Origin of the sequence: Staphylococcus sp. GDY8P120P (genome assembly GCF_017892065.1) — a bacterium.
Classification (GTDB): Bacteria; Bacillota; Bacilli; order Staphylococcales; family Staphylococcaceae; genus Staphylococcus; species Staphylococcus nepalensis.
This window is the reverse complement of the sequence record NZ_JAESKI010000013.1, coordinates 272,676-287,596: the sequence shown is the minus strand read 5'-3', so window position 1 is coordinate 287,596 and position 14,921 is coordinate 272,676. Positions and strand designations below refer to the sequence as shown.

Here is a 14,921-nt window from a genome sequence, read left to right as displayed (position 1 = left end):
ACTATCCCCTAATCATGTTGTTGGAGGAAATATCCAACACCGCGGCGTGTCACTATATATTCTGGATGAGATGGATCATCTTCAATTTTTTCACGCAAGCGGCGAATTGTTACGTCTACTGTACGTACGTCACCAAAATAGTCATAGCCCCAAACCGTTTGTAATAAATGTTCGCGTGTCATTACCTGACCCATATGTTTAGATAAATAATGGAATAACTCAAATTCACGGTGTGTTAATTCGATATCTGCACCGCGTTTTTTAATAGAATACGCATCTGGGTAGATAATAATATCTTTGATTGTAATTTCATTAGACGCATCATTCACTTCTTGTGCTGGTTGTGAATAATGGCGGCGTAAATTTGCTTTTACACGTGCGATTAATTCACGCGTACTAAATGGTTTCGTTACGTAGTCATCAGCCCCAAGCTCTAGCCCTAAAACTTTATCAATTTCAGAATCTTTTGCTGTTAACATGATAATTGGCATTTCGTATTTTTTGCGGACTTCGCGACATACTTCCATACCATCACGGCCAGGTAACATAATATCTAATAAGACAATATCTGGTTCTTCATCGTATATTAAATCTACTGCGTCGTTTCCGTCGTATGCACAGTATACTTCATAGCCTTCTTTTTTTAAGTTGAATTCTAAAATATCAGCAATTGGTTTTTCGTCATCTACTACCACAACTTTTCTAGCCATATTTATAAACCTCATTTCTAAATTGTAGTACATTTACATAAATTTCTACGCATTTCTCCATAATATAATTTACCATTTATAGCGTGCTAATTCTATTTTTCTATACAAAAAATAAAATTGGTATATTGTAAAATTATAACATTTTTTACTATTAAATGGGTAATTATCATAAATTATAGTCATATTCAGTCTATATAAAATGATATCATTGTTCGACCTTATTGCCTATAGCGCAAAAATAAAGTGATACATATCAGAGAAGACGTATGTTTTGTCATTCTAATGCTTTTAGTTATGACTGAAACATGACGGCCTCGATCCTGTATATGCATCACTGATAGAGTTATATTTTTTTAGTTTTTTTAACGAACAGCGATAAGATAAATCCGATAACTGTCAATCCAACAATAAAGAAGCATGCGTATTGAATACCGTACGCCAGTACGACTTCTTGTTTAGCATTGGGATGGTTTGTACCAAATGCATGCATCGCAGTCGTATAAATGGTAATCGCGATGGCAGTACCAGCTGAACCTGCCACTTGAATTAAAGTCGTAATCGTCGCCGAACCGTCTGCGTAAAGGTGATGAGGTAATTGATTTAAAGCATTTGTCTGTGCTGGCATCATCACCATAGATATACCAAAGAAAAGCACCATAAATGCTAAAATAATAGCCCAAACAGGGGTAGAAACTGAAATCATCAATGCAAAGGCCATCGCTGCAATAAACATCAGTAAAAATCCAATAATGCCAAAATATCTTGCGCCGAATCGATCGAATAAAGACCCTACCACAGGTGATAATACTAAATTGATAGCATTACCTGGCAATAAGATTAAACCGGCTATAATGGAATTAAATAGCAAAGCGCCCTTTAAATAAAGTGGGAGTAAGATACCCATAGAAAGTACGCATAAAATAGTTACAAAAACCATTACAGCACCTAAAACAAACATGGGATATTTGAACACATTTAAATTTAACATGGGCGAATCGATTTTAAATTGACGTGTAATAAAGATTGCCAATGCAACGACGCCTATAAGTAGTGGTAGCCATACTATGATATTTGTAAAAGAGGCTTCTGCTAAAGAACTTAATGCAAAAATTAACCCTGCGAACCCTACCGTAGATAAAGCAATAGAAATGATATCGATTTTGGGTTTTGTAATTTCGCCTACATTTTCTACCTTCGAAATAGCTAATAATAATACAATAATATATAAAATAGCACTAATCCAAAAAATAAAATGCCAACTTGAAGCAAAAATAATAACACCTGAAAGCGTTGGTCCAAGAGCTGGTCCAGCAGTAATAACCAGTCCCATGATCCCCATTACGGCGCCCCGTTTTTCTATAGGAAATATAAGCATTAATACTGTTACCATGATTGGTAATAAAATCCCTGTACCGAGTGCTTGTACGATACGTCCTAATAAAAGGAATCCGAAACTCGGTGCGAGTGCACCAATAATGACACCTAATAATGATAACAGAATACCAGTAATAATCAGTTGTTTGGTATTAAACCATTTAATTAAATAAGATGATGCGGGGACTAAGCAAGCCATTACGAGCAAGTACCCCGTCGTAAGCCATTGCACGACTGCAGCTGAAACTTGGAAATCTGTCATAATATCTGTTAAAGCCATATTTAACGCTGTTTCACTAAACAGACCCATAAATCCACCAATCATAAGTACGAGTGCGTACATTTTTGGATTTTTTACTTTTACTTGTGTAGCCATTTAATATACTCCTTTTAATGGTCAAATGAAGTATAAGTATCATTGAGAGACTTAAGAATGCTTAATATGTATACGTAATGCATTGGTACACGATATGACTAGTAATCATTCTTTTTAAAAACCTCTATGTTCATAACTTATTCCTATATTACCATTCAAATTTATTTGTATGATTGAACATTCACAATTTGAATTTTGAAATTTATACATTGCCATTTTCATTGGTATGTATAGATATTTTAGTTGCTTCAAAGCAATGTCCTTGAATAATCAACTTACTTACTGTAGCAAAATTTTATAATTATTGTCAACTAAGTTGACGATAATAAATTTTAAAATAAAAGTATTGAAACCACATTTTATGAAATGGCTCAATACTTCATTCGTTTCATTTATTTAGGGTCATTCTCTTTTAAGTCTTTGAGTTGCCAATCTTGTTGTAAAATCATTTTAAAACTCTGGAATTGCTCGGGACCTATCATCGCTTCAATATGTGTTTCAATTGATTGTTTATAAGTCATATAGTGTTCTATACATTTGATGCCTTGATATGTCAGTGACACACATTTTTCTTTTTTATTATGGGTCATATTTTTAACTTTAACCAATTCTTTTTCTTCTAATTGTTTAATTGATTTATGAATAGCTTGTCTCGTTAAATTCACAGCTTGTGTTACTTCTACAAATGTTAATGTGCTTTCATATAGTTTAGCCATGATATACCATTCAGAACTAGAATTGTGTATGCCATTGATGTCGTTTGCTTTAGTTTCTATAATATTTCGTAATTCACCGTGTCGTTCACTGATGGTATCTAGCATATCTAAACCCTTTAATTTTGGATCTACAGTCATCGTCTCACCTCACGTTTATCCCACTTATTACTTTCTAGTTTAACCTTTTTGATTTTAATTGTATAAAAAAGCGTTATAGCAAGATGGTAACCAAGTAAAATATATTTCACTAAAATGAGTGCGTTGGTCTGTCTTGGCAAACACTATCAAAATTCATAAAAAATGGCATGAGCTTAAGCACGTAATAAGTGTCGCTTTTCGAAAGCTTGTTATAAGCGTATTTTTATCTCAGTCGTTTACTTCCCATATCAGGTTCAAGTTTGACATGTTTTATGTTCAAACCACATAAAAAAATGCCCATCCTATTGGATGGGCAATACGGTCTCGACGGGAATCGAACCCGCGATCTCCTGCGTGACAGGCAGGCGTGTTAACCGCTACACTACGAGACCTAAAAAATGGTGACTCCTACGGGACTCGAACCCGTGTTACCGCCGTGAAAGGGCGGTGTCTTAACCGCTTGACCAAGGAGCCTCTCTTAAGCACAAGATAAATTATATCAACTCTTATTAAGGATGACAAGCTATTTTTAAAATTTATTTAGTATAATTTTCTAACATTAATGTATAAAGTAAGAAAACAACATTAAATACTGACAAAATAGTATTTATCCGCCTTATTTATCTTTTTAAAACGGATGTTATTTCGGTTATAAACCTCATTTCATCTTTATTTAAAAATCATTTATATTTTAAAATCTAAATAATAAATACAAAATCTTTTTGTTTTAAATATCTTTTGCTAAAATTATATCAGAGCAGGGCAAAAGTCACATTTTCTAAAATGATGATGCCGCCCCGCCAAGGCTAGATGACTAAGACGTGTTACAAAAGATGAATCGCTTATATAAGTATTACTCGTCTTTATAGAAGACTATACGAGCTCAAGGTTATGTATACGTTTTGCTATGGCTAAAAGATGACATAGGCATAAGTATCAATCGCTAAAGCATAAAAGGGGATATAAGTGCTAAGGTGCTTACATAAGTTCTACTCCTCTTCGTAAGTAAGTGATTCATGAGCCAAACTCGTGTATAAAAAGTGCGCTTTATCATCTACTACCTATATCATATTGATGTCGAGATACCGAGACTTTATTGAGGTCACGGCCTCACAACATACAAGGAGGCGCAACATTGGCAAAAATATTATTTGTTAACCCAGGTTCTGCTGGGCATGTTAATCCAACCATTGCAGTTGTTAAAGAATTAGTGAAACGTGGCGAAGAAGTCGTTTATTATGCAAGTGATTTGTACAAAGATAAATTAAGTGAAACAGGCGCTGAAATTAGAACATTACCTACAGAAGCTATGATGAGTGCATTCACTCATCATGAAAATCATCACTTATTTAATGTCATTAATGGCTTATTGAGAACAGTAGATATTATTGTTCCACGCATTTTAAGAGAAACTAAAAATGAACATTTTGATTATATGATTCATGATTCTATGTTTAGTTGTGGCTATATACTTGCACAGAAATTAAATTTACCATCTGTTTCATCTGTTTCGTCTTTCGCACATACAAAAGCAACATTTGATACATTTATAAATCATTTAACTTCTACCGTGAATGCTGAGGAAATCCAACAAGCTGACGAAACATTTGAAGTATTAAAAAATCACGTAGAGAGCACATATAATGTCATTGTTCCTTCACGTTTTGAAGTCATGAATAACCCGGGAAATATTAACATTGCTTATGTGATGAAAGGTTTCCAAATCAATTATGATACTTTTGATCCAAATGATTATAAATTTGTTGGTCCTTCAGTACTTAAACCTAATGTTTCTGGATTTATGGACCAAATCGATACAACGCGTCCAGTCATTTATATTTCCCTCGGGACAGTTTTCAACCAAAATGCTACTTTTTTCAATCATTGCTTTAAGGCGTTAGCAGATATTGATGCTTCATTCGTCGTTTCAATTGGTTATCGTAATCAACTCGAAGATTTTGATATGATACCATCTAACTTTACCGTTGCACAGTACGTTCCTCAAACAGAGTTATTACAACATACTGCCTTATTCTTAACCCATGCAGGCATGAATAGTACAAACGAAGCTATGTTGATGGACGTGCCGATGTTAGCTTTTCCGCAAAGTGCCGACCAACCTGTTGTCGCCCAGCAGATTGAAAAGTTAAATATTGGTCGTCAATTAAATACAGAAGATATAACGCCAGAGCAATTAAAACAAACTGTGCTGGACATGCTAGCAGCATTACCATATTATCAACAAAATATTAAAAAAGTTAAATCTGTACAATCTAGTGATAAAACAGGTTATCAATTAGCAGTTGATCATATTCTAAACTTTCGTGATCAACACTTAACACAATCTAATATTTAAACAAAAAGCCCCTTGCAGATATGCTAATTTGAAATAGCCTTTGCAAGGGGTTTGTATATTTAAAATTTTATTTTTAATTCTAAAGGTTTGGGCATCTAACTAAGTAGCTTACCATAATGATTTCAATAAGTTTGTTTGGTTACGGTCGGGCCCTACAGAGAAGATAGAAATTTGAACATCACATAATTCAGAAATGCGTTCTAAATATCTGCGTGCGTTCATTGGCAATTCTTCTAATGAACGGCAACTTGTAATATCTTCTGTCCAACCTGGTAATGTTTCAAAGATTGGTTTGCAACGTTGTAAATCTTTCAAGTTCGCAGGGTATTCTGTGATTTCTTTACCATCTAATTCGTATGCTGTACAAATTTTCACTTCTTTAAGACCTGTTAACACGTCGATAGAGTTAATAGAAAGGTCTGTAATACCGCTTGCACGACGAGAGTGACGTAACACGACTGAGTCAAACCAACCAACACGACGTGGACGTCCTGTAGTTGTACCGTATTCACGGCCAACTTCACGAATATGGTCTCCATCTTCATCAAATAATTCTGTTGGGAATGGGCCATCACCAACACGTGAGGTATATGCTTTACATACGCCAATAACTTTCGATACAAATGTTGGTCCTACACCGCCACCAACAGTGACATTACCTGCAACAGGATTACTTGAAGTAACAAATGGATACGTACCATGATCGATATCTAACATTACCCCTTGTGCGCCTTCAAATAATACTTTTTCTTCAGCTACAAATGCGTCATCTAAAACTTTTGCAGTGTCTGTAACAAACTCTGCTAAGCGTTGACCTGCAGCATAATAAGTTTCGAAAATTTCTTCAAATGATGGACATACTTTATCAAACATGCCTTTGAAGTAGGCTGATTTGTATTCAATATTTTCTTTTAATAATTTTTCAAAAGTTTCTTTATCTAATAAATCAGCAACACGGATGCCAATACGTTGTGCTTTATCTACATAAGCAGGTCCGATGCCTTTTTTCGTAGTGCCAATTTTATTATCTCCACGGCGTTCTTCTTCATATTCATCTTGTTTTATGTGATAAGGTAAAATAACTTGAGCGCGATTAGAAATACGTAAATTATCTGTAGAAATACCTCTTTCATTTAAACCGTCTAACTCTTTCAATAATGCGACTGGGTCGATAACGACGCCATTACCAATCACTGCTAATTTTTCTTTATAAAAAATACCAGATGGTACTAAGTGCAATTTATATGTTTCTCCACCAAATTTAATTGTGTGGCCTGCATTGTTACCGCCTGAAAAACGTGCAATAACATCTGCTTGTTCAGCTAAGAAATCTGTGATTTTACCTTTACCTTCGTCTCCCCATTGTGTCCCAACGACTACGATTGATGACATATGAGCACCTCCAAGTTTTTCTCAATTAACCATTAAGTATTCTACCAATACCAAACCGATATTGCAAACAAAAATCGAACATTGATTTTTTACGTTTTTTTAGTTTTTGGTAAATATCCAAATTTCACTCAACACACTATAAACTGACTGTTATCAAGGTTTTCAAAGACTTTTCTTTCAAATGCTAATACATACTTCATAAAATAATAAAGAATCAAACACAAACAAAAACCGTACAATAAATAAACCTGGTTATTTATTGTACGGAAAAAATAATTTTATTTCTTTTTCTTAACCCATATCTGCATGTGCATAATCGATGTCTGTAAATTTATTATATTGTTTCATAAAGTGTAGTTTCACAGTACCTGTTGGGCCATTACGTTGTTTGGCAATAATAATTTCAATCTCGCCGTTATCGTCATTGGTTTGAGGTTCATAGTTCGTATCTCCATCGTCGTCTTCCTCATCTTCGCCACGATTATAATAGTCATCACGGTATAGGAAGGCAACGATATCGGCGTCTTGCTCAATTGATCCCGATTCACGAATATCGCTCATCATTGGTCGCTTATCTTGACGTTGTTCTACGCCACGTGATAACTGACTTAGTGCAATGACAGGACATTCCATCTCTCTCGCAATCGCTTTGAGCGTACGCGAAATTTCAGATACTTCTTGTTGTCGGTTATCTGAAAATCTCGAGCCGCTACCTGATATTAATTGAAGATAGTCTATAACGACCATATCCAAGCCATGTTCTTGTTTTAAACGGCGGCATTTTGAACGGATATCTGTAATTCGAATGCCAGGTGTATCGTCAATAAATATCTTCGTTCTAGATAATTTACCTACTGCAATCGTAAAACGATTCCAGTCTTCTTCGGTCATCATACCTGTTCTTAAACGGTTGGAATCGACGTTCCCCGAACTACAAATCATACGTGTTGCTAATTGGTCAGCACCCATCTCAAGTGAGAAAATACCTACTGAAAAATGGTCTTCATGCGTAGCTACTTTCTGAGCAATATTAAGTGCGAAGGCAGTCTTACCAACAGAGGGTCTAGCCGCTAAAATAATTAAATCATTGCGGTTAAAACCAGCTGTCATTTGATCCAAATCTCGATAACCAGTTGGAATACCCGGCGTTTGACCACTATTTTGGTCAAGCAATTCTGCGTTTTCATATACTTCTCCAAGTACGTCTCTAATATCTTTAAAGCCGTCGCTTTCTCTTGTCGACGATAATTCTAAGATACGACGTTCGGCATCGTTTAGTATTGTATCTAATTCTAATTCGTCATTATAACCGTCGTTCGCAATACTATCAGCAGTTTGTATTAATTTACGTTTTGTTGCGTGTTTAAAAACGATATCTGTATAGTATTGAACGTTTCGTGTTGTTGGTACATTACTAGATAATTCTGCTAGATATTGTGGGCCACCCGCTTCATTTAGTCGTCCTTCGTACGACAACTGATCCATAATTGTAACCACGTCAATATCTTTATTATCTTCGTTGAGGTTCATCATGGCTCTAAAGATGTGTTGATGTGCGCCTCTATAAAAGGACTCAGGAAGTAAAACTTCCTGAGTTCTGTTTATCAGTTCCGGATCTATGATAATGGCACCTAAGACAGATTGTTCAGCCTCATTACTGTGGGGCATTTGATTTTGTTCATACATTCCATCCATTATGATTACACCTCATATCTCAATCCGTTTTTATTGTTCAACTGTGTGTACACGAATTGTACCTTCTACTTCTTTATCTAATTTAACTGGCACATTTGTGTAACCTAACGCATGGATACCATTTGGTAAATCCATTTTACGTTTATCTAATTTAATATCGTGTTGTTGTTGTAAAGCTTGAGCGATTTGTTTTGTGCTTACAGAGCCAAATAATTTTCCACCTTCACCTGTTTTAGCAGATACTTCAACTTCAATATTACTTAACGTTTCTTTTAATTTTTTAGCATCTTCAATTTCTTGTTGACGCTCAGCTTCAGCAGCTTCGTGTTGTTTTTCTAATTGTTTTAAATTACCTGGCGTCGCTTCAACTGCATAGTTTTTCTTCAATAAGAAATTATTTGCATAGCCTACAGGTACGTCTTTAACTTCGCCTTTTTTACCTTTGCCTTTAACATCTTGTGTAAATATTACTTTCATGTATTTTCACTCCTACTCATTTGTTCTGTTATTGCTTGTTGTAATTGTTCTATTGCTTCTTCGACAGTTACATCTTTTAATTGGGTCGCTGCGTTAGTCAGGTGACCACCGCCGCCGAGTGCTTCCATTGTCAGTTGAACATTAACTGCACCAAGCGAACGGGCAGACATACCGACTAGGTTATCTTCTCTTCTAGCAATTACATAAGAAGCCTCTACACCATCTAAACTTAACAGTTCATCAGCAGCTTGTGCAACTGTGACAGGATGGTAGATTTTTTCATCTGAACCGTGCGCAATGGCTACACCGTGATCTTGTAACTTCACTGTTTGAATTAATTCTGTACGATTAATATACGTATCTAAGTCGTCTTTCAAGAAATGTTGCGTCAAGATTGTATCAGCACCATGTGCCCGTAAATAACTTGCCGCATCAAATGTTCTTGAGCCTGTACGTAATGTGAAATTACGTGTATCTACGATAATACCTGCAAACATAATCGTCGATTCTAAACGTGTTAATCTTTGTTCTGTCGGTTGATATTCTAGTAATTCTGTCACTAGCTCTGCGGTAGAACTTGCATATGGTTCCATATAGACGAGTAATGGGCTAGAAATAAAACTTTCGCCACGTCTGTGATGATCAATCACAACTTTACGATTTGCTTTATTTAAAATATTTTCATCAATGACCATTTCTGGTTTATGTGTGTCTACAACCACTAAAGTTGTCTTAGATGTCATAATATCCCATGCTTCATCTGATGTTATGAAACGATCTTTGAGTTCTGGTTTTTCATCTACAGCATCCATTACACGGCGTAATGTCGGATCAATATCCGAATCATTTAACACAATGTAAGCATCTAGATTATTCATCATAGCGAAGCGTGATACACCAATCGCTGCGCCTATAGCATCTAAATCTGGACGTGTATGTCCCATAATAATGACTTTATCGCCTTCCATTAAAATATCTTTTAATGCGTGGGAGATAACACGTGCTCTGACACGAGTACGTTTTTCCATTGGGTCAGTCTTACCGCCATAGAAACGCACATTCCCATTCATGTTCTTAATCGCAACTTGGTCCCCACCACGCCCTAGCGCTAAATCGAGTCCAGATTGTGACAATTCTCCTAAGTCGATTAAATTCTCAGAACCTTCACCTACGCCAATACTTAACGTCAATTGTGCACGGTAACCCACGCTTTTTTCGCGTAATTGACTTAGTATACTAAAGTTAGACGCTTCAACTTCATCTAAAATATGTTGATTTAAATAAGCAACAAATTGATCAGAACTATACCGTTTGAAATAGATATTATATTCTGTCGCCCATCTACTTATCACACGCGTAACCATTGAGTTAATCTCTGATCGTTGTGTGTCATTCATATTTTGAGTGATTTCATCGTAGTTATCTAAAAATAGTGTGGCAATGATTGGTTTAGATGCTTCGTATAATGCTTGTGTGTGTACTTCTTCTGTTATATCGAAGAAATAAAGTACGTGTTCTTTTTCTGAATATCTTACACGGTAGTGATATTCATTTTCTTGAATTTCAACTTCTTGTGTCTTTTCTAATTGCTTTAAGATGTTAGGATATACTTCGTTGACTGGATCAGAAATAACATTTCGATCCAAACGCTCTGACATAAATTGGTTCATCCACTCTATGTTTTCATTTTCATCTAAGATAATCATACCAATCGGTAGCTTTTTAATAGCAGTGTTGCTACTTGCTGAAATTATTCCGCTTAGACTATCTACATAGCTATCCAGTTTTTGTAAAGCTTGTCTTACCATCAGTGCTGTCCCTATAATAATCACAAGTAAAACAACGGTGGCTATACCTGCAATCAATTGATTAAAAATAAACCAAACGACTACAAGCGCTATCGCTGTCAATACCATGATTATAAATGGTAAAATCAACGCTTTTTTAGTGGATTGACGGTTCATTCTCCCACCTCAAATCATTTTTTAATGATACGTTTTAAATTGATGCATAAATCTACAAAACCCAGGAGACTTACAATATGTGTTAATGGTGTTAAAATTGTCCCCACCACCATTAGAATGATAGTAAGTGCTGGCGGCATTGATTTTGCCTTTCCGAAAAAGTGAATCACACTTAACCCCTGAATATACATACATAATGATAACACAGTTTGAAAGTTTAATACGATAGTTTGAAATGCGCTTGGCTCGGTTGAAAACATAACACATATTAATACAATAATATATATCCATAATACAGAACGCTTCATTTGCCAAGCGTATAATGGTTTGAATATGGGCGTAGCGATTTTGAATTTACGCAAGATTGGAAAAGTAATAATTAAATTGATTAATATTAATAGAAAAACGCCAATAATAATATAACTTGGTAATTGAACTGATGATTGGCGGAATGTTTCTTCAAACATTTGTTTATAATCTGCGCTTACAGAAGCGTTAGCAATCACACTATACATCTGGTCTTTAAATGGTTTAATTAATGATGTAGCGTTTGGTATTTTTTTTAATGCTTGTAACATCATAAATGCAATTAACGCAATAATACTAATATACGTTGTTGTTATATAAAGTATACGTTCTTTAGATGTACGTTCTTTTAATAATTGACCCACTACAAAACTCACTACAAGCAAGAGGATCATAATGCTTAACACGAATATATTACCCAGCAATGTTGTTAACACAACTGTAACCACCGCTGTAAAAGCAAATGATTCTACAGATTTATGCCATAAAATAATACCTGGAATTGTTGCAAATAAGCCTAACAGCAACCCAAGTGGTGGTAATATATGTAAAGCTAAAGCCACTATAATTAACGTAATCACACTAAGTATAGTGGCTTTAGTATCTATTTTAGAAAACAAGTTCGCCACTCCTATACTAATTTTGTCTATGTTTATTATTTTAACCTCTTTAAAACTTTTATACAATTATTGACAATCCTTTTTAATAGAAGTTCCACTCAAACTATAAAATTCAAAAATAGACTAATACTTCAAAATGTACTTTTACGCATTAATTTGACCAAAATGCCTCATTTATTTCTGATGTTATGCCATAAAAATAAGACGTCCTGGTAAGGCAATCACTTCACTCTTTTAATCAACTAGAAAGCCATCTTCCAGACGTCTTATTTTTCCACGTACATCGTAATCATATATTTATTTTCTTTTGAATTTGGATACTTTTAAGAAATGATATAAATTGGGCGCCCAATCATTAAAATTAAGTAAAAAGCCATCATGTCCTACATTGTCCGGTACAAAGAAGTGTTTATGGTATTTAAAGCGAGCACCAGTCGCATATACCAAATCATCTGGATATAATAAATCATCTGTAAATCCCATCGTCATGACTTTAGTATCAAGACGTCCAAATACTTCATCTACATCTTTGCGATCTCTATCTATATCATGGCTATCTAAGACATCCAGTAGTGTTAAATAGCTCAATGGGTCAAAGTTTTTCTTGAATTTGTTACCTTGGTGTTTTTGATAATTCACAACTTGGTCCGGCGTAAAGCGTCTATCATAACTCTTAGACGAACGATAAGTTAAAAAGCCAAGTTGTCTTGCTATACTCATACCCTCGCTGTGATCTAATTGAATTGCTTGTCTAGCAATTTCATTAAATGCACGACTATATGAAGATGTTTTGTCTGTAGCAGCTAAAATAACTGCCTTATCGACCTCAAATTTATGGTTGTATAATAATTCTAATGCTTGCATGCCACCTAAAGAGCCTCCAATTAAAATATTAATTCGATCAAACCCTAACGTTTTAATACCTAATTCAATTGCATGTACAATATCTCGTAAAGTTAAATGTTTAGGAAAGTCTGCATCTGTATGTGCCGAACTAGAACCATATGGGCTCCCAATGACATTGAATGTTAAAAATTGATAGTCATGAATAGGCATATAACCACCATCTATAATGCCTCTCCACCACCCTGGATTATCATCCGTGCCATACGTCAAATGATTACCTGTTAATGCGTGGCATACCAGCACTAATGGTTGCCCTTGATACCCAACATGCTCATAACGTAATTTCAAATTTAAAATCGTTTCACCTGATTCTGTTGTAAATGGCCCTAATTCCAATGTATCAACTGTATAATTTGTCATCATTTACCTCCTACCTAGTAAAAAAACTTCTCACCTATTTATAATAAGTAAGAAGTTAAAATACTTATTATTCGACGAGTCGTTGGTATTAGCACCGTGCTTTAAAAGCCGGTTGCTGAAGCTTCATCGGGCCAAGTCCCTCTGCTTCTCGAAATAAGATTTAGTTTTAATTGTTAAAAAAAACGACGTATATAAAAGTGATTTACTTCATCAATGACGCACGCGTACTTCAAATTTCATAATTTTCTAATTATTGTCATTCTAACGGATTTTGGGATGTACTTCAATCATATATTTAAAATACCCATCTTAAAATAGCCATGAGCAAGATGCCGCCAACAATTGTCATCGTTAGACTTCGTGTAATGACTGCGATAATAATTGTTGGCACCATAGTAACTAAAAAAGGGATATTAATACTATAGATCATTGTTCCTTCATGTTGCTCTAACACACCATCTATAATTAATGCCGTAAACAGTGTGATTGGAATAAAGGATAACCATTTTACGATTGTTTCCGATAATCTAATTTTAGTTATTAATATAAAGGGTATGATGCGTGTTAACCAAGTAATCACACCGCATAACACGATGATTAATAACATGTGTAGGGTCGTTGTCATTTATCAATCACCACCCCTAAAGCAGCAGTAAAGACGGATGCTAATATAATGGCTACATATGAAGGCATGAAAAAGCTTAAAACAAACATTAGTATAATCACGCAAACGATTAATACTAGATAAGTCCTAATTTGTGATTGTTTAATAGTATCAAACTGCGATACAGCTAAAAATATAAACATCGCGGTAATCGCAAAGTCCAAACCAAAAGCATCGGGGTTAGTTATGTATTTACCAAAGACAGCGCCAACGATACTTGCAAATGTCCAAAATAGGTATGCTGTGATATTTAAACCATGTAGCCAGCGATCATTAATTTTTTCTCCTTTTAAATGTGGCGTGATAGCAACACCGAATGTTTCATCAGTAATGAGTGTAGACATCCCGATACGATTCCAAAAACCATAATCTTTATAACTTGGTGCAAGTGTCATACTTAATAAAAACATCCTTGAATTAACAATAAACGTAGTTAATGCGATTGCAGAAATGGGTGTCCCAGCAATGACTAACGCACATATAATAAATTGTGCAGCACCTGCGTAAACGAGTAAACATAACAAAATAATCTCGAGTAAATTAAAACCCGAAGCTACTGCTACAATACCAAATGAAAGTCCAACACCTGCATAACCTAACAATGTAGGCACACATTCTTTGACACCTTGCCTAAAAGTTAAATGTGTTTCCATAACGCCACCTCCTAAAGTTTTTGTAATAAGAAAATAATATGACTATTTTAATACGACTCGTAAAATATATTCAATGCTTTTATACATCCGCTTGCCTTACGTTAGACTAACCGAAGTGTTAAAACGCTGTTTTTATAATGTTTTTAATTTCAGAATTTTTAAATCATTATTTTAGACGTCCCTCTTATAGTTAAGTAAAATGCTGTTTTTCTGT

The 14,921-nt window shown here is 34.9% G+C and carries 12 protein-coding genes, 2 tRNA genes and 1 riboswitch; of the genes, 1 reads left to right on the top strand and 13 read right to left on the bottom strand.

Translation table 11 applies throughout. The annotated features are described in order from the left end of the window. Positions 1–8: 8 nt before the first annotated feature. The 5 genes from yycF to KA900_RS10435 all read right to left on the bottom strand — a co-directional run bounded on the left by yycF (position 9) and on the right by KA900_RS10435 (position 3,788). A complete protein-coding gene (yycF, locus tag KA900_RS10455) occupies positions 9–710 on the bottom strand; it encodes a response regulator YycF (protein WP_210139568.1) in 702 nt (233 codons plus the stop codon). A 343-nt stretch (positions 711–1,053) separates the two neighbouring features. After that, positions 1,054–2,460, bottom strand: coding sequence for a DHA2 family efflux MFS transporter permease subunit (locus tag KA900_RS10450; RefSeq protein ID WP_210139567.1), 1,407 nt, complete (start codon positions 2,458–2,460; stop codon positions 1,054–1,056). 392 nt (positions 2,461–2,852) lie between these two features. Further along, positions 2,853–3,314 (bottom strand): MarR family winged helix-turn-helix transcriptional regulator, encoded by a 462-nt coding sequence (locus KA900_RS10445; RefSeq protein ID WP_210139565.1) that lies wholly within the window; start codon positions 3,312–3,314, stop codon positions 2,853–2,855. A 319-nt stretch (positions 3,315–3,633) separates the two neighbouring features. Beyond that, positions 3,634–3,706, bottom strand: a tRNA-Asp gene (locus tag KA900_RS10440). Between the two features lie 7 nt (positions 3,707–3,713). Beyond that, a tRNA-Glu gene (locus tag KA900_RS10435) sits at positions 3,714–3,788 on the bottom strand. Positions 3,789–4,449: 661 nt separating this feature from the next. On the opposite strand from KA900_RS10435, the gene KA900_RS10430 reads away from it, so the two are divergent. Next, positions 4,450–5,670 carry a macrolide family glycosyltransferase gene (locus KA900_RS10430; protein WP_096807956.1) on the top strand — a complete coding sequence of 407 codons (1,221 nt, stop codon included), beginning with the start codon at positions 4,450–4,452 and terminating at the stop codon, positions 5,668–5,670. 108 nt (positions 5,671–5,778) lie between these two features. On the opposite strand, the gene KA900_RS10425 is transcribed toward KA900_RS10430, so the two are convergent. From KA900_RS10425 to KA900_RS10390, 8 genes are all read right to left on the bottom strand, one after another. Next, complete coding sequence (locus KA900_RS10425; RefSeq protein WP_096807955.1) at positions 5,779–7,062, bottom strand: adenylosuccinate synthase; 1,284 nt, start codon at positions 7,060–7,062, stop codon at positions 5,779–5,781. Positions 7,063–7,353: 291 nt separating this feature from the next. Next, positions 7,354–8,757: a replicative DNA helicase gene (gene dnaB, locus KA900_RS10420; protein ID WP_096807954.1), complete on the bottom strand. Its 1,404-nt coding sequence runs from the start codon at positions 8,755–8,757 to the stop codon at positions 7,354–7,356. A 30-nt stretch (positions 8,758–8,787) separates the two neighbouring features. Further along, positions 8,788–9,234, bottom strand: a complete 447-nt coding sequence (gene rplI / locus KA900_RS10415) for a 50S ribosomal protein L9 (protein ID WP_096807953.1) — start codon at positions 9,232–9,234, stop codon at positions 8,788–8,790. After that, positions 9,231–11,198, bottom strand: coding sequence for a DHH family phosphoesterase (locus KA900_RS10410; RefSeq protein WP_096807952.1), 1,968 nt, complete (start codon positions 11,196–11,198; stop codon positions 9,231–9,233). The genes rplI and KA900_RS10410 overlap by 4 nt, the downstream gene beginning before the upstream one ends. A gap of 14 nt (positions 11,199–11,212) precedes the next feature. After that, complete coding sequence (locus tag KA900_RS10405) at positions 11,213–12,124, bottom strand: DUF2232 domain-containing protein (RefSeq protein WP_103373112.1); 912 nt, start codon at positions 12,122–12,124, stop codon at positions 11,213–11,215. 297 nt (positions 12,125–12,421) lie between these two features. After that, positions 12,422–13,390, bottom strand: a complete 969-nt coding sequence (gene metX, locus KA900_RS10400; RefSeq protein ID WP_103373113.1) for a homoserine O-acetyltransferase MetX — start codon at positions 13,388–13,390, stop codon at positions 12,422–12,424. Positions 13,391–13,451: 61 nt separating this feature from the next. Next, positions 13,452–13,550, bottom strand: a riboswitch (SAM riboswitch). Positions 13,551–13,685: 135 nt separating this feature from the next. Continuing rightward, the gene (locus KA900_RS10395; protein WP_096807949.1) at positions 13,686–14,015 is read right to left on the bottom strand and encodes an AzlD domain-containing protein; all 330 of its coding nucleotides are present in this window, start codon (positions 14,013–14,015) and stop codon (positions 13,686–13,688) included. Then, on the bottom strand, positions 14,012–14,707 hold the full coding sequence (locus KA900_RS10390) for an AzlC family ABC transporter permease (RefSeq protein ID WP_107643876.1): 696 nt from the start codon (positions 14,705–14,707) through the stop codon (positions 14,012–14,014). Before KA900_RS10390 ends, KA900_RS10395 begins: the two co-directional genes overlap by 4 nt. Positions 14,708–14,921: the final 214 nt, after the last annotated feature.